At 60.6% G+C, this 14,974-nt stretch carries 14 protein-coding genes; 10 read left to right on the top strand and 4 right to left on the bottom strand.

The window, feature by feature from the left end:
- Nucleotides 1-7: 7 nt before the first annotated feature.
- Nucleotides 8-1,042, bottom strand: a complete 1,035-nt coding sequence (locus tag N2599_RS21510; protein WP_027511400.1) for an efflux RND transporter periplasmic adaptor subunit — start codon at nt 1,040-1,042, stop codon at nt 8-10.
- Between the two features lie 126 nt (nt 1,043-1,168).
- Here N2599_RS21510 and N2599_RS21505 point away from each other — a divergent pair, with 126 nt between their 5' ends.
- The gene (locus N2599_RS21505) at nt 1,169-1,858 is read left to right on the top strand and encodes a TetR/AcrR family transcriptional regulator (protein ID WP_244914701.1); all 690 of its coding nucleotides are present in this window, start codon (nt 1,169-1,171) and stop codon (nt 1,856-1,858) included.
- 93 nt (nt 1,859-1,951) lie between these two features.
- Here the strand turns inward: N2599_RS21505 and N2599_RS21500 are convergent, their stop codons facing one another.
- The 3 genes from N2599_RS21500 to N2599_RS21490 form a co-directional block, all read right to left on the bottom strand.
- Nucleotides 1,952-2,161, bottom strand: a complete 210-nt coding sequence (locus tag N2599_RS21500; RefSeq protein WP_027511402.1) for a hypothetical protein — start codon at nt 2,159-2,161, stop codon at nt 1,952-1,954.
- A 441-nt stretch (nt 2,162-2,602) separates the two neighbouring features.
- Nucleotides 2,603-2,953, bottom strand: a complete 351-nt coding sequence (locus N2599_RS21495) for a hypothetical protein (RefSeq protein WP_027511404.1) — start codon at nt 2,951-2,953, stop codon at nt 2,603-2,605.
- Nucleotides 2,954-3,224: 271 nt separating this feature from the next.
- Nucleotides 3,225-3,929 (bottom strand): transcriptional regulator NanR, encoded by a 705-nt coding sequence (locus N2599_RS21490; protein WP_027511405.1) that lies wholly within the window; start codon nt 3,927-3,929, stop codon nt 3,225-3,227.
- Between the two features lie 174 nt (nt 3,930-4,103).
- On the opposite strand from N2599_RS21490, the gene oiaX reads away from it, so the two are divergent.
- From oiaX to apnL, 9 genes are all read left to right on the top strand, one after another.
- On the top strand, nt 4,104-5,360 hold the full coding sequence (oiaX, locus tag N2599_RS21485) for a 3-oxo-isoapionate-4-phosphate decarboxylase OiaX (protein ID WP_037142642.1): 1,257 nt from the start codon (nt 4,104-4,106) through the stop codon (nt 5,358-5,360).
- Between the two features lie 5 nt (nt 5,361-5,365).
- Nucleotides 5,366-6,700, top strand: coding sequence for a four-carbon acid sugar kinase family protein (locus tag N2599_RS21480; RefSeq protein WP_027511407.1), 1,335 nt, complete (start codon nt 5,366-5,368; stop codon nt 6,698-6,700).
- 151 nt (nt 6,701-6,851) lie between these two features.
- Nucleotides 6,852-7,679, top strand: coding sequence for a phosphogluconate dehydrogenase C-terminal domain-containing protein (locus N2599_RS21475; protein ID WP_027511408.1), 828 nt, complete (start codon nt 6,852-6,854; stop codon nt 7,677-7,679).
- Between the two features lie 77 nt (nt 7,680-7,756).
- Nucleotides 7,757-8,698, top strand: a complete 942-nt coding sequence (locus N2599_RS21470) for a D-ribose ABC transporter substrate-binding protein (RefSeq protein WP_027511409.1) — start codon at nt 7,757-7,759, stop codon at nt 8,696-8,698.
- A gap of 74 nt (nt 8,699-8,772) precedes the next feature.
- A complete protein-coding gene (locus tag N2599_RS21465) occupies nt 8,773-9,408 on the top strand; it encodes a DUF2291 family protein (protein WP_027511410.1) in 636 nt (211 codons plus the stop codon).
- 3 nt (nt 9,409-9,411) lie between these two features.
- Nucleotides 9,412-10,956, top strand: coding sequence for a sugar ABC transporter ATP-binding protein (locus N2599_RS21460; RefSeq protein ID WP_027511411.1), 1,545 nt, complete (start codon nt 9,412-9,414; stop codon nt 10,954-10,956).
- Nucleotides 10,956-12,020: an ABC transporter permease gene (locus N2599_RS21455; protein WP_027511412.1), complete on the top strand. Its 1,065-nt coding sequence runs from the start codon at nt 10,956-10,958 to the stop codon at nt 12,018-12,020. Before N2599_RS21460 ends, N2599_RS21455 begins: the two co-directional genes overlap by 1 nt.
- A 2-nt stretch (nt 12,021-12,022) precedes the next feature.
- Nucleotides 12,023-13,057, top strand: a complete 1,035-nt coding sequence (locus N2599_RS21450; protein ID WP_027511413.1) for a Gfo/Idh/MocA family protein — start codon at nt 12,023-12,025, stop codon at nt 13,055-13,057.
- Complete coding sequence (gene apnL, locus N2599_RS21445; protein ID WP_027511414.1) at nt 13,054-14,919, top strand: D-apionate lactonase; 1,866 nt, start codon at nt 13,054-13,056, stop codon at nt 14,917-14,919. The genes N2599_RS21450 and apnL overlap by 4 nt, the downstream gene beginning before the upstream one ends.
- Nucleotides 14,920-14,974: the final 55 nt, after the last annotated feature.

Raw genomic sequence — 14,974 nt, 5'->3', positions numbered from 1 at the left:
CCTGGCCTCACTTTACAGCACCGGTTATCGCAACGCGGGCACCATCCTTGATATCCTGCGGAAAAGGCGAGACCACATGCGCCTTTTCATCGAGCCCGGACAGTATCTCGATGCCGTTCGGGCCGCGGATACCGGTTCTGATCTCTCGAAGCCGCGCCCTATCCTCCTCGATCGTGAAGACCTTGTTTGCCTCGGCGGCAACGGAGGGGAGCAGCAGGGTATTTTCCGACACGCGGACGACGACGTTCACATCCGTCGACATGCCGATCATGAGCGGCGTATCGTCCGGCAGCAGCAGCTTTACGCGATAGGTCTTCGTCACCGGATCGCCCTTCGGCGTGATGTTGCTGACAGTCGCATCGAGAGTCCTATCCCTGAAGGCATCGGATTTGAGCAGGGCCTTTTGCCCCAACCGGAGCCTTGGGATGTCTTCCTCATTGACGTCCGCAACCACGAGCAGGGGTTTCTGCTCCCCTACCCAGAAGAGGGCTGTTCCGAGATCTGCGACTTCTCCGACCTCACCGTCCTGACGAAGCACGAAACCATTGATGGGCGCGCGAATGATATAGCTGTCGAGCCGCGCCCTTTGACCAACCGCCAGAGCTTTCAACTGGTCGACCTCGCTGCTCGCCCGGTCGACCGACTGCTGCGCGGCGGTGTTCTTCTCCACCATCAGATTGTAGCGCCGCAATTCCTGCTCCGCCAGGGAAAGCCGTGCCTCGAGCTCGGCAAGCGCCGCTCTCGCCTCGCTGTCGTCGAGGCGGGCGAGAATGTCGCCCTTCTCGACGGAAGAGCCCTCGCAATTGCACTGCTCGACGATCCGTTCACGCACCAGCGGCGTCACCTTTGCCCAGGTGACGGGTTCAACGACCCCGCTTGCGTAGACGATTTCGGCCGCATTCCCGCGTGAGGGAGCGACCACGGATACCGGAACGGGCCGCCACACATACCAGGCCGCAAGACCGGCGACCGCAGCCAGAACCGCAACAACGGGAACCATACGCAGCGGTTTCACGCTTTTCTGCCTCGACATCGATCTCATTTCGAAGTTCGATATAGCATTAGACCGACCGTCGGTCTATAAAGGAATAATAAAAGCGCTATCGGTGCACGTCGCATCGATCTTCTGCCAGTCACGATCGTCCCAAGGAAAGAAACGAACGCCTTGATGCGGGTCAAAAAACAACCAGAAATCCGCTCCGCCGAACTGCTGGATTGTGCTCAGCGGCTCTTCTTTGCACATGGCTACGAAAATACGACTGTCAACGACATCATCCGTGAAGCGGGGGTGTCGAAGGGCGCCTTCTATCATTATTTTTCCTCGAAGGAGGCGCTGCTTGAGGCCTTCGCCGCCCGGCTCGCACGCGAAAGTCTGGAGGAACTTCAACCGATCCTCGACGACCCTGCGCTCGACGCCGTGGGCCGGCTGAACACGCTCTTTGCGGGGTCGCGGCGTCTAAAGGTCGAACTGGCACCGCAACTGCGCGCAATCTTCGACGTCATTTTCCGTCCGGAAAATATTGTCTTGTTCCACCGGATCGATCAGGCCGTCACCCGCATCGTCGCGCCGCTTTTGGCCGATATCCTGCGGCGGGGAACCGAGGAAGGCGTCTTCGACGCGCCGGATCCGAGAGCCTTCGCAGAAATGCTTCTGCAGTTTCGCCTTTCGCTCGGCGACGTGATGCACAATGCTCTGCTTTTGAGCAGACAGGGCAACGTCGAGCAGGCTGTCCGGATGCTCGATGACCGCCTCAGGCTCTATGGCATTGCCGTCGACCGCGTGCTGAAGCTACCGGAGGGAACGATCGAGGTCGCCCAATCGGGTTTCGCCAGGGCTTTGCTCGAGGGCTCGCGATGAGTCGGAAACAGATATGGATACCGGTCACGCTCGGCCGTTAAGAAGTTCATGCCGGCTGGAACGCCGGGCGGCAAAGGCGTGACCGTGCCGTCTTCATCGCCACGCCTTCTCATTCTTCTGTTCGTAGTCGCTGAATGCCTTCTTCAGGCCACCAAGCACCTCGGCAGCGGTTTCGAACATGGCTTTCAGCTGCGGCTCCTCAACCTTCTCGACGTCCTCGCGCAGGTGATCCATGATTTCCTGCAAGCGTTGCCGCATCTTCTGCGTGTGGTGACGCGGGTCACGATCTATTTGGCTGATCATTGGAATTCTCCTGTGGTTGAATTTCACACCCACCGCATCACGTTAGCGCGTTCCAGGTCTGTCTAACTCGATATCTCTACCCTCGGTTCCCAATAGCGATTTTTGAGAGCGGGTTTTAAGGCGCAAAATGCAACATCAGGAGTGGCTTTACGGACTGATCACGCTCCACGTTCTCCACCATGCGGCCGAGGGAGGCCTGTGCGGCGAGGTGCGCGAGAGGCCGGGGCTGTTCGTGAAGTCGTTGCCGATGACTAAACCGGAGCTCGTTGACGACACCCGTCAAGGCACACATGACCCTGCCGGAGCTTTCGTTATGCGTCCAGTGTCGATACTTGGTCTCGGTAAACGGCATCGGGCTCACCGTCACGATGCCTTCCGGGAGACAATCGGAGAAGGTCGGTGCGAGTTTCGTCCGGCCTTTTTCCGTGACTTGCAGGCTGTCTATCGGCAGACGCGGATGCTCTCCATGTGCCAACCGCCATCGTAGGCGTTGCGCACTCGACGATCCTCGAACCAACAGCGTGGCGGAGGTGGCGCCGGTGGATCGATGTAACGCGGCCCGCTGTTGTTGACGATCGCTCCGCCGATGAGGCCGCCGATCACTCCGGCAGCCAAACCGCCCGCAATAGCTGCGCCATTGTCATGATGGTGGCGCCTGCGCGGCGGTGGCGGAGGCGGATAGTCGTAGTGCGGCCGCCGGCGCCATTCTTGTGCTGACGCAGCGCCTGTCACCGCAAGGACGCTGGTTGCCGCCATAGCGACGATGAGCGTGGACATGACTAGCATTTTCATTCTGTCTCCGTCGAGATTAGAGCCCAACCCCTGCGGAATACCCAAATGCCAGATTTACGATTAACGGCTCATGAACGCCGAGCGCCTCTTCGGATAGCCTGCGATTCGGCACGAGACAGGTGGCAACCGGCCTTTGATACGGGCTTTGAGGATAAGCCCGCCTGGACCACCGCAGGAACCCGGGAATATTGATAGCCTGCTATTGAACAGGTTTCGCGGAAGCCGAAAGAGCATTTTGTCAGCACAATCGGCCCTTCCCGCGCTTGGTGCTTTACTTCGTGTAAAGCGCCCTGGAGCGTTCGAGATGCTTCAGGACTGCCGCCTCGGCGCCATCGGCGTCGTTGGCTGCGAGCCGTTCGACGATCTCCTCGTGCTCTACCAGCGTAAACTTCTCCTTGCCGGTCCAGATGAGCATTTCCGTGTGATATTCCTTCAGCCATGCGAGCATTGCCTCGCTGACTGCGGCGAATATCGGATTGCCGGAAATCTGCGCAATCCGCGTATGAAATTGCATATCCGCAGCGATGAAGTCTTCTGCATGTCCTAGCGAGCGGCGCTGGCGGGCGATGATCGCGCGAAGATCGTCGATGTCATTTTGCCTTGCGCGCTGGGCGGCCTCCCGCGCCATGCCCCGCTCGAAGAAAATCCGGGCGCTCTTCAGGTATTCCAGAGAATCGGCTGACTGGGACAGCATGATCTTCGCCGTCAGATCGACCTGACGGAAGATCGACTGCGCCGTCAGTTGCAGCACCTTGGCTCGTTCGCCGTGGGAGATATTCACGAGCCCCTTGTTGGCAAGTGATTGCATCGCTTCGCGTATTGCAGGGCGCCCGACGCCGAAGCGCTCCATGAGCACGCGTTCGGACGGCATTTCGTCGCCCGGCTTCAACTCGCCCGACGTGATCATCCGCTCCAATCGATCAAACACCTCGTCAGAGAGTTTCCGACGGACAATTTGCTCGATTGCTGGGGTCATGGCGTCTCGCTGACTCAAATCTCCCCTCCCTTAACATCTTTACACTCCGACAACAAAGCACGCCGGTGAAAATCATATCGGGAAGATTTTCGTTGCAGAATGCGGAGTACTCATTATACCAGCAAATGAGTTGACGCCATGATAATCTCGCTGGCGGAAAGGAGACTGCGATTCATGATCACCCTCACCTACCGCATCGAGACGCCGGGCAGCATTGAGGCATTGGCGAACAAGATCGCCAGCGACCAGTCCACCGGCACATTCGTTCCAGTCCCGGGTGAGACGGAGGAACTTAAGGCGCGCGTCGCGGCACGCGTTCTGGCGATACAGCCGCTGGAGGATGCTGAGCGCCCGACTTGGCCGGAAGTCGCAACCGGCGTAGCGCGGCTAAAGCGCGCCGATGTCGATATCGCCTTTCCGCTCGATGCGATCGGCACCGATCTTTCCGCGCTGATGACGATTGCCATCGGCGGCGTCTATTCGATCAAGGGCATGACTGGCATCCGCGTCGTCGGCATGAAGTTGCCGGAGGCGTTCAAGGATGCGCATCCCGGCCCGCAATTCGGGATTGCCGGCAGCCGGCGCCTGACTGGCGTCGAGGGGCGCCCGATCATCGGCACGATCGTGAAGCCGGCCCTCGGCCTGCGGCCGCACGAAACGGCGGAGCTGACCGGTGAACTTATCGAGTCCGGCGTCGATTTCATCAAGGACGACGAGAAGCTGATGAGTCCGGCCTACTCGCCGCTCAAGGACCGCATAGCGGCGATCATGCCGCTGATCCTCGATCGCGAACAGAAGACCGGCAAGAAGGTGATGTATGCCTTCGGCATCTCGCATGCCGATCCCGACGAGATGATGCGCAACCACGATCTTGTCCTGAGGGCCGGCGGAAACTGCGCCGTCGTCAATATCAATTCGATCGGTTTCGGCGGCATGAGTTTCCTGCGCAAGCGGTCGCGGCTCGTGCTGCACGCCCATCGCAACGGCTGGGACATCCTCACCCGCCATCCAGGCGCGGGAATGGATTTCAAGGTCTACCAGCAGTTCTGGCGGCTGCTCGGCGTTGACCAGTTCCAGATCAACGGCATCCGGGTGAAATACTGGGAACCGGACGACAGTTTCGTCGAATCCTTCAAGGCAGTCAGCGCGCCGCTTTTCGATCCATCCGACCGTCCGCTTCCCGTCGCCGGGTCAGGTCAATGGGGCGGACAGGCGCCGGAGACCTATCGCCGGACCGGACAGACGACCGACCTTCTCTACCTCTGCGGCGGCGGCATCGTCAGTCATCCGGGCGGACCAGCGGCGGGCGTGCGCGCCGTCCAGCAGGCCTGGCAGGCCGCCGTCGCCGGCATTCCTCTGGATGAATATGCCAAGGATCACCCGGAGCTCGCCGCTTCGATCGCCAAGTTCAGCAACGGCAAGGCGGCGTGACGGCAATGAACGACCTTCTCGTCAGCTACTACGGCGATGATTTCACGGGCTCCACCGACGTGATGGAAGCCCTTGCCTCGAATGGAATTCCCACGGTGCTGTTCCTCGGCATCCCGCGGCCGGAGATGCTCGAGCGTTTTTCGGATTGCCTGGCGATCGGCATCGCCGGAACGAGTCGCAGCGAAAGCCCGGAATGGATGCAGCAACATCTTGCTCCGGCCTTCGAATGGTTGAAGGGGCTCAACGCGGCAATCTGCCATTATAAGGTCTGCTCCACGTTCGATTCCAGCCCGCGCACCGGCAGCATTGGTAAGGCGATCGAGATCGGTAAGGCGGTGTTTGCCCAGCCTTTCGCGCCCCTCATCGTCGGGGCACCGCAGCTCAAACGTTATACCGCCTTCGGCCATCTGTTCGCAGCCTATCAGGGCCGTGTCTTTCGCATCGACCGGCATCCCGTGATGAGCCTGCACCCCGTCACGCCGATGGGCGAGTCCGATCTTGCCCTTCATCTCGGCAGGCAGACCAGCCTGCCCGTCGCGCTTGCGGACCTTGCGATGATCACCGCGCCGGATGCGAGCGCGCGGATCGACGATCTGGTGAGCGGAAACGCCGGCATCCTGCTGCTCGATGTCGACTCCGCAGAATCCCAGGCGGCGGCCGGCGAGCAGCTGTGGCGTCTCAAGAACAAAGGCGGCTGTTTCGTCGCCGGCTCATCCGGCGTCGAATACGCATTGCTGAGCGCCTGGCGGGCAACAGGCCTGGTCGGCGAAAACACGGAATTCGCATCGCCGGGCAAGGTCGATCGTCTCGCCGTCGTTTCCGGCAGCGTCTCTCCCACCACCGAACGGCAAATCCGGACTGCCCTTTCCGACGGCTTCGAGGGCATCGACCTTGACCCCCTTTCCCTTGCCGGAGAAAGCGCCGAGCGCGCGATCGAAGTGGCGGTGGCAGCCGGCATCGAAAAATTGAAGGCGGGCCGGAGCGTCCTTCTCCACACCGCGCTTGGTCCGTCCGCAGATCGCGGAACTGATATAGATCGCGTCCCCGGCGCCCGTCACCGGCTCGGGCAGGCGCTGGGTACGATCCTGCGCCGCCTCATCGAAAGTGAGGGGCTAACCCGCGCCGTCATCGCCGGCGGCGATACGTCCAGCCACGCACTCAAGGAGCTGCGTGTGGAAGCACTGACGACCCTTCTGCCCCTTCCCCAGACGCCCGGGTCGCCGCTCTGCGTCGCTCATGGCGGCTATTCGCCGACCAACGGACTGCAGATCGCGCTGAAGGGCGGCCAGGTCGGAAGTGACGGCTACTTCCCTCAGATCCGCGACGGAAGGGGGGCCTGAGATGACCTATCGGGTCGGGACCAGCTTCAAGATGACCAAGACGCTCGGCGAGGCGCTGAGCTTTGCCGGGCACCTCGCCGCAGTGGTAGGGTGATTGACTCATCATACCAGTTGCGATATCAATGCTGAAAATCCCATGAGGTGAGAAAACATGACTGTAATTGCCCTTTTCGGCGCCGGCGGAAAAATGGGATACCGGCTTGCCAAGAATCTCAAAGATTCGCGTTTTGGCGTCCGTCATGTCGAGGTTAGCGACGCGGGCAAGGCACGCCTGAAAAACGACCTCGGTGTCGATTGCGTCTCAGCCGATGAAGCTCTCGATGTTGCAGAGGTTGTCATTCTTGCAGTTCCGGATACGGCGATCGGAAAGGTCGCAGCCGGTATCGCGGGCAAGCTGAAGCCGGGAACGATGGTCGTTGCGCTCGATGCGGCCGCACCTTTCGCTGGCCACCTGCCAAGGCGGGACGACCTTACCTTTTTCGTCACCCATCCCTGCCATCCGCCGATCTTCAACGACGAGACCGACATGAAGGCGAAGAAGGACCATTTCGGCGGTCTTTTCGCCAAGCAGCATATTGTCTCCGCCCTCATGCAAGGTCCGGAAAGCGCCTATGCGCTCGGCGAGGAGATAGCCAAGGTCATCTGGGCGCCGGTCATGCGCTCGCATCGCGTGACCGTCGAGCAGATGGCAATGCTGGAGCCCGGTCTTTCGGAAACCGTCTGCGCCTCTCTGCTCGTCGTCATGCGCCAGGCGATGGACGAGTGCATCGCCCGTGGCGTTCCGGCAGAAGCCGCACGCGACTTCCTGCTAGGCCACATGAACGTGCTGGGCGCCGTCATTTTCAAGGAAGTCGATGGCGTGTTTTCGGACGCCTGCAACAAGGCCATCGAGTTCGGCATCCCCGCGCTCATGCGCGACGACTGGAAGAACGTCTTCGAACCTCAGGAGATCGCCGAGAGCATTCGACGCATCACTTGATCGACCCCGGGGACGGCGAGCCGTCCCCTCACCGCCCTAATGGGAAATAGGGCTTCATTAATAATCGGGAGGATAACATGAAATTTACTCGCAGACTGACACTTGCAGCCTTTGCCGGCGTCCTCGCATTGGGAGCGGCGATTCCGGCCTATTCCGCTGATTTGATCGCCATCATTACCCCGTCCCACGACAATCCGTTTTTCAAGGCGGAAGCCGTCGGCGCAGAAGCCAAGGCCAAGGAACTCGGCTACGACACGCTGGTTCTCGTCCATGACGACGACGCGAACAAGCAGTCGCAGCTAGTCGATACCGCAATCGGCCGTGGGGCCAAGGCGATCATCCTCGACAATGCCGGCTCGGAGGCATCGATCGCTGCAGTCCAGAAAGCCAAGGATGCAGGCGTTCCTTCTTTCCTGATCGACCGCGAAATCAACGCCACCGGCATCGCCGTCTCACAAATCGTCTCCAACAATTATCAAGGCGCGCAGCTCGGCGCCGAAGAGTTCGTCCGCCTGATGGGCGAAAAGGGCAACTACGTTGAGCTTCTCGGGCGCGAAGCCGACCTCAACGCCGGTATCCGCTCGAAGGGCTATCACGACGTCATCGACGAATATCCCGACATGAAGATGCTTGCCCAGCAGTCCGCCAATTGGAGCCAGACTGAGGGCTACTCCAAGATGGAAACCATCCTGCAGGCCAATCCTGACATCCAGGGCGTGATCGCCGGCAACGACACGATGGCCATGGGTGCGATCGCCGCTCTGCAGGCTGCCGGTCGAAAGGATGTGATCGTGGTCGGCTTCGACGGCTCGAACGACGTGCGCGACTCGATCAAGGCAGGCGGCATCAAGGCGACTGTCATGCAGCCGGCCTATGCCCAGGCCCAGATGGCCGTCGTCCAGGCCGACGCCTACATCAAGACCGGCAAAAAGCCGGCTGAGGAAAAACAATTGATGGACTGCGTGCTGATCACGTCCGACAACGCCCCCAAGCTCGAGACCTTCGCCCTGACCCAATAATCTCCCGGGCTCAATGCGCAGGGCAGGGACACCATCCCTGCCCTGCAGCAATATTCATTGATGGAGTGCGTTTAATGCTGCAGATGCGAGCCGCCACAATTTTGCTTGCCTGTGCGCTGGCGATGTCCGCCTGCAAATTCGTGAAAACCGCTGACGAGCAGCAGCAAGCCGCCAAGCAAGCCTTCGATCCAGACAGCATGGTGGCCGCAATCTGGGATTCAAAGGTCATCCCCTATCTCAACGAGCGTGCCGGCAGCTTCCAGGATGTCACGGCCCTTTCAGCGAGTGACCTCGACGCGGCAGCCGCGAAATATGGCCATAAGGAAAAGCAGGGCAATGCCCCCTGGACCTTCGCCGCCAAGGTGGACGGCATGATCGTCGCCGAGGAGACAAAATCGCGGGCTGCCTATGTCGACGTCGATGTCGACGGCGATTCCAAGGCTGATGTGCGAGTGTCGATCGGTCCGGCGATCCGCGGCACTGCGCTGCGTGACAGCCTGAATTTCGTAAATTTCAACGAGTTCAAGAACCAGATCGAATGGGCGCAATACGGAAAATCGTTCAACACCCATGTCAACAGTACCTTGCTCGATAAACTGCCGCGCCAGGGCCTGACGGGAAGAAAACTCGCCGCCGTCGGCGCCTATCCGCTGCCCACCGGCGGTCAACTGCCGCAGTTCGTGCCTGCTACAATCACCATCGGGAGCTGAGCAATGTCCGAAATCGACGATGGCGATGTCATTCTTGAGCTTCGCGACATCACCAAAGCCTATTCCGGCATTGTCGCCGTCAAGAAGGCGAATTTGAAGCTTCGTCGCGGTGCAGTAAACGTGCTGGTTGGCGAGAATGGCGCTGGCAAATCGACCCTGATGCGCATCATCGCCGGTGTCGAGCGTCCAACCCTCGGCGAAATCTGGATGGACGGGGAGCGCATCCATCTCGACAGCCCGGCAGATGCCGTACGCCACGGCATCGGCATCGTCTTCCAGGAGCTCAACCTGTTCGGCAACCTGTCGGTCGCCGAGAACATCTTTGCGACCCGCGAACTGACGCGCGGCATCCGCGGTATCGACCATCGGGCGCAGGTCGCAAAAGCCAATGAATTCCTGAACCGGGTCGAAGCCGGCATCTCCGCCGGCACGCTTGCGGAAGACTTGCCGATCGGCCAGCAGCAACTCGTCGAGATCGCCCGCGCCGTCTCGCTCAATACCCGTATCCTGATCATGGACGAGCCGACCTCGGCCTTGAGCGCCGCCGAAGTCGACATCCTGTTTCGGGTGATCCGGGAGCTCAAGGCGCAAGGGGTGGCGATCGTCTACATTTCGCACCGGCTTGAGGAGCTGATGACCATCGGCGACTACATCACGGTGCTAAAGGACGGTCAGATCACCGGGCACGCCATGGTGAAGGATATCGATACGCGCTGGATCGTACACTCGATGATCGGCTCGGATGCCAAGGATTTCGCCAAGCAGATCGGCCACACCGTAGGCGAAGAAGTGCTCCGCACCGAGGAGATCTGCCTGCCGCGCCTGCATGGCGGCTTTGCCGTCGATCACGTATCGCTTTCAATTAGGAAAGGCGAGATCCTCGGCATCTACGGCCTGATGGGGGCCGGCCGCAGCGAGTTCTTCGAATGCATCATGGGCCGCCACGAACACTGCACCGGCAGGATCTTTCTCAACGGCAAGGAGCTGAAGGCGCGGGATACGACCCGCCGCATCCAGCTTGGACTGGCCCTGATCCCCGAGGACCGGCAGCGCGAGGGCCTGGTGCAGTCCATGTCGATCGCCGACAACCTGACCATGGCGAGCCTCGGCCAGTTCGTCAAAGCCGGCTTCCACATCGATCTCGGCCGCGAGAAGAAAGCGATTGCGGATGCGATCCGCAATCTTTCGATCAAGGCCAGGAATCCCGATTTCGAAGTCACCTCCATGTCCGGCGGCAACCAGCAGAAGGTCGTCATCGGCAAGGCGCTGATGACAGGTCCGAAAGTCCTGTTAATGGACGAACCGTCGCGCGGCATTGACGTCGGTGCCAAAGCCGATGTCTTCCGCACCATGCGGCGGCTCGCCAGCGAAGGGCTCGCAATCCTGTTTTCGACCTCCGATCTCGAAGAAGTCATGGCGCTCTCAGACCGCATCGCAGTGATGAGCAACGGACGTCTCGTCACCATCCTCGACCGCAAGGAGGCGACCGAGGAGGCCATTGTCGCCGCTTCCGCAGAGGGGCATAAAATCAGAAGGAACCATGCGTGATGACGACAGCAACCCAAATTGCCGCCGCCGAAGACCCCAACAGCGGATCCTTCCTGCTTACATTGATGAAGCTGCGCACCTTCATCGCGCTGTTTGCGGTCATCATCTTCTTTTCGATCTTCGCGCCGAACTTCCTGTCGACGGCGAACATGATCCTGATGTCGAAGCATGCGACGCAGAACGCGTTTCTGGCGATCGGCATGACCTTCGTTATCATCACCGGCGGCATCGACCTTTCGGTCGGCTCGATCGTCGGCCTGTGCGGCATGGTGGCGGGCGGCCTGATCCTTTACGGGATCGACCTGCCGCTCGGCTACACGGTCTATTTCAACATCCTCGAAGTGATGATCATCGTCATGACTGTCGGCATCGTCATCGGCGCCACCAACGGTCTGCTGATTACCCGGCTGAACGTTGCGCCGTTTATTGCCACCCTCGGCACACTCTATGTGGCGCGCGGCATGGCGCTTCTTTATTCAGATGGCCAGACGCTGCCGAATCTCGCCGGCAAGGAGGAACTTGGCAATCAGGGCTTCAGCTATCTCGGTTCAGGCAGTATTCTGGGCCTGCCGGTTTCGGTCTGGATGCTCATCGTCGTGGCGCTGGGGGCGGCCTATTTCGCCCGCTACGTGCCGCTCGGCCGGCATATCTTCGCCGTCGGCGGAAATGAGCGCGCCGCCCGCATGTCAGGCATCCGCGTCAACCGCGTGAAGATGTTCGTCTATATGTTCTCCGGCTTTTGCGCAGCACTGGTCGGCCTCGTCATCTCCTCGGAGCTAATGGCCTCTCATCCGGCGACCGGCACGAACCTCGAGCTCAACGCGATTGCCGCAGCCGTGCTCGGCGGCACCTCGATGTCAGGCGGCCGCGGCACGATCGGCGGCACGATCATCGGCGCCTTCGTGATCGGCATTCTCTCCGACGGCCTTGTCATGATGGGCGTAAGCTCCTTCTGGCAGATGGTCATCAAGGGACTCGTTATCATCATCGCGGTCGTCGTCGATCAGGCGCAGCGCCGCCTGCAGCAGCGCGTGAGCCTCATGCAGATGGCAAAGGCAGGTTGAGAATGACGGAATTGAAGGGCGCCCTGATCGGTTGCGGCTTTTTCGCGGTCAATCAGATGCATGCGTGGAACGATGTAAAGGGTGCGAGGATCGCAGCAATCTGCGACCGGGATCCCGAACGGCTGAAGATCGTCGGCGAACAGTTCGGCATCACGCGCCGCTACTGCGATGCCTCGCAACTCTTTGCCGACGGCGGCTTCGATTTCGTCGACATCGCGACGACCGTGCAGAGCCATCACCCGCTGGTCGAGATGGCGGCCCGCCACAAGGTACCCGTCATCTGCCAGAAGCCGTTCGCCACGACGCTGGCGGATGCCAAGGCCATGGTGAAGGCATGCCGGGATGCCGGCGTGCCGCTCATGGTGCACGAGAATTTCCGCTGGCAGACACCGATCCAGGCCGTCAGGAGGGCTCTCGATGCGGGCGTGATCGGCGAACCCTTCTGGGGCCGTTTCTCCTTCCGTTCGGCCTATGACGTCTTTTCCGGCCAGCCCTATCTTGCCGCCGGCGAGCGCTTCATTATCGAAGACCTCGGAATCCACACGCTCGATATTGCTCGCTTCATTCTCGGTGACGTCGCGGCTTTGACCGCGCGTACCAGGCGCGTCAATCCGAACATCAGGGGCGAGGATGTTGCAACTATCCTCCTTGATCACCAAAGTGGGGCAACGTCGGTTGTCGACGTCAGCTACGCGACCAGGCTTGCGACCGAGCCTTTCCCCGAGACATTGATCGAGCTGGACGGGTCGCACGGAACGATCCGCCTCTCGCAGGGCTACCGGCTGGAGGTGACTGACGCCCAGGGCACGAAAGTCACCGATGTCTCGCCCAGGCTGCTGTCCTGGGCGTCGCGCCCCTGGCACAACATCCAGGAAAGTGTCTTCGCCATTCAGCAGCACTGGACGGATCGGCTGGCCGCCGGCGAGGCGCCCTCGACCTCGGGCGCCGATAATCTGAAGACCTTCGCTCTGGTGGAAGCCGCCTATGACAGTGCCGCGACGGGCAAAACCATCGATATCGGAGCGATGCTTCGATGAAACCGGAGCCCTTCCTGCTCTACGGCACGCGCGAGGCGGAGGAGCCACCGGTTCATCTTTCGGCGGGCAAGCTGTCGGCCCACCTTGCGCATGGCAATCTTCGCACGGTCGCCTATGACGGCGTGGAGGTGCTTCGGGCGGTTTCCTATCTGGTGCGCGACCGCGACTGGGGCACCTACCATCCGACGATCGAAGACTTGAAGATCGAGCAGCAGGACGGCAGCTTCGCTGTTGCGTATCGGGCCCGCTGCAACGGGCCAGAGGCGACGGAACTCGCCGTTGATGTCCGCATTTACGCGTCGCGCCATGATCTCGTCTTCGAGGCGGAGGCGATCTCAAAGACAGGGTTTGAGACCAATCGATGCGGTTTCTGTATCCTTCATCCGATCGTCGGCGTGGCCGGAACGCCGGTCACAGTCGAACATGTCGACGGACAGCGCGAGGAGACGCGCTTTCCCGATCTCATCGATCCGTGGCAGCCCTTCAAGGACATGCGGGCCATCACCCATACCGTCCTGCCGAGGGTCATGGCGGAATGCCGGATGGAAGGCGATACATTCGAGATGGAAGACCAGCGCAATTGGTCGGATGCCTCCTACAAGACCTATGTCCGCCCACTTGCCCTACCCTGGCCCTATGAGATTGCAGCCGACGAACCGATCAGACAACGGATCGTGCTGACGATCGACGACAGGCGCGGCGGCGCGACTTCATGGGCGCGAAACGACCGGCGCTCGATAAAGATCGAGAGAGGGCAGAACCGGGGTGTCATGCCTTCGATCGGTCTGATCGTCACGCCGGAAGAAACCGCCTCGACGCTTGCTGCACGGGAAGTCCTTGCGGAGATCAAACCGCAAGAACTGCTCTTTCATTTCGACCCGATTGCCGGACACGGCATTGAAGCGCTGCAGGGCTTTGCCGCCGTCACGAAGCTGCATGCCGGCAAGTCGACCCTCGAGATAGCCCTGCCCTGCAAGCAATCGCCCGCCAGCGAAGCGGCCGACATAGCGCAGCAGATTAAGATGGCCGGGTTCCGGCCGGATGCGGTTGCAATCTCGCCTTCCGTTGACCGGCAATCGACGCCGCCCGGCAGCAAATGGCCGGAATGCCCGCCGCTCGAGGATATTTATGCCGCCGCCTGCGCGGCCTTCCCCGGCATCCGGCTCGGTGGCGGCATGCTGAGCTATTTCACCGAACTCAACCGCAAGCGTGTTCCGGCAGTTGCGCTGGGTTTCATCACCCACTGCACCAATCCCATCGTCCACGCGGCCGACGACCTGAGCGTCATGCAAACGCTGGAAGCGCTACCCTTCATCACCCGATCCGTTCGGTCGATCTACGGCGACATTCCCTACCGTATCGGCCCATCCACCATTCCGATGCGGCAGAATCCATACGGCAGCCGCACGATGGATAATCCGGCCGGCAGCCGCATTCCGATGGCCAACACGGACCCGCGGCATAATGGGTTGTTCGGCGAAGCGTTTGCCATGGCTTACGCAATCCAACTGCTCGGTGCTCATCTGGAATGCCTGACGCTGTCGGCCCTCACCGGGTCCTTCGGCCTCATCGCCGGTAGAGACGAGCCGGTTGCCGACGGCGGCAAACGCCCCGTCTTCAATACGGTCAAGTCACTGGCGGCACTTGCCGGAAGCAAATGGCAGGCGTGCGCATCTTCGGCGCCATCGGGGGTGCTGGCTTTCATCGCCGAACCGGCGTCCGCAAAGATACTCCATCTCGTCAACATAACGGCGGAAGAACAGCAGATCGATCTCAGCCCGTTCCAGCTGCAGAAGGGCTTAAGCGGCAGTTTTCTGAAAATCGGACCGTATGCTATCGAACGTATCGCACTGGCGGATTGAAGCCCGGCAAGGTCCCGGCAGATGCACCCGAAATCAGCACAGCAGTTAGGAGGTT

It is taken from the genome of Rhizobium sullae, from assembly GCF_025200715.1.
Taxonomy (GTDB): domain Bacteria; phylum Pseudomonadota; class Alphaproteobacteria; order Rhizobiales; family Rhizobiaceae; genus Rhizobium; species Rhizobium sullae.
The sequence above is the reverse complement of the archived record's forward strand: the minus strand, read 5'-3'. Positions and strand labels throughout refer to the sequence as shown.

Bases quoted from the DNA above. Each gene is read 5' to 3' on its own strand.
- N2599_RS21480 (WP_027511407.1), top strand. From the start codon at position 5,366: ATGAACGACCTTCTCGTCAGCTACTACGGCGATGATTTCACGGGCTCC.
- N2599_RS21490 (WP_027511405.1), bottom strand. From the start codon at position 3,929: ATGACCCCAGCAATCGAGCAAATTGTCCGTCGGAAACTCTCTGACGAG.
- N2599_RS21460 (WP_027511411.1), top strand. From the start codon at position 9,412: ATGTCCGAAATCGACGATGGCGATGTCATTCTTGAGCTTCGCGACATC.
- N2599_RS21455 (WP_027511412.1), top strand. From the start codon at position 10,956: ATGACGACAGCAACCCAAATTGCCGCCGCCGAAGACCCCAACAGCGGA.
- N2599_RS21500 (WP_027511402.1), bottom strand. From the start codon at position 2,161: ATGATCAGCCAAATAGATCGTGACCCGCGTCACCACACGCAGAAGATG.
- apnL (WP_027511414.1), top strand. From the start codon at position 13,054: ATGAAACCGGAGCCCTTCCTGCTCTACGGCACGCGCGAGGCGGAGGAG.
- N2599_RS21495 (WP_027511404.1), bottom strand. From the start codon at position 2,953: ATGAAAATGCTAGTCATGTCCACGCTCATCGTCGCTATGGCGGCAACC.
- N2599_RS21450 (WP_027511413.1), top strand. From the start codon at position 12,023: ATGACGGAATTGAAGGGCGCCCTGATCGGTTGCGGCTTTTTCGCGGTC.
- N2599_RS21470 (WP_027511409.1), top strand. From the start codon at position 7,757: ATGAAATTTACTCGCAGACTGACACTTGCAGCCTTTGCCGGCGTCCTC.
- oiaX (WP_037142642.1), top strand. From the start codon at position 4,104: ATGATCACCCTCACCTACCGCATCGAGACGCCGGGCAGCATTGAGGCA.
- N2599_RS21475 (WP_027511408.1), top strand. From the start codon at position 6,852: ATGACTGTAATTGCCCTTTTCGGCGCCGGCGGAAAAATGGGATACCGG.
- N2599_RS21465 (WP_027511410.1), top strand. From the start codon at position 8,773: ATGCTGCAGATGCGAGCCGCCACAATTTTGCTTGCCTGTGCGCTGGCG.
- N2599_RS21510 (WP_027511400.1), bottom strand. From the start codon at position 1,042: ATGAGATCGATGTCGAGGCAGAAAAGCGTGAAACCGCTGCGTATGGTT.
- N2599_RS21505 (WP_244914701.1), top strand. From the start codon at position 1,169: ATGCGGGTCAAAAAACAACCAGAAATCCGCTCCGCCGAACTGCTGGAT.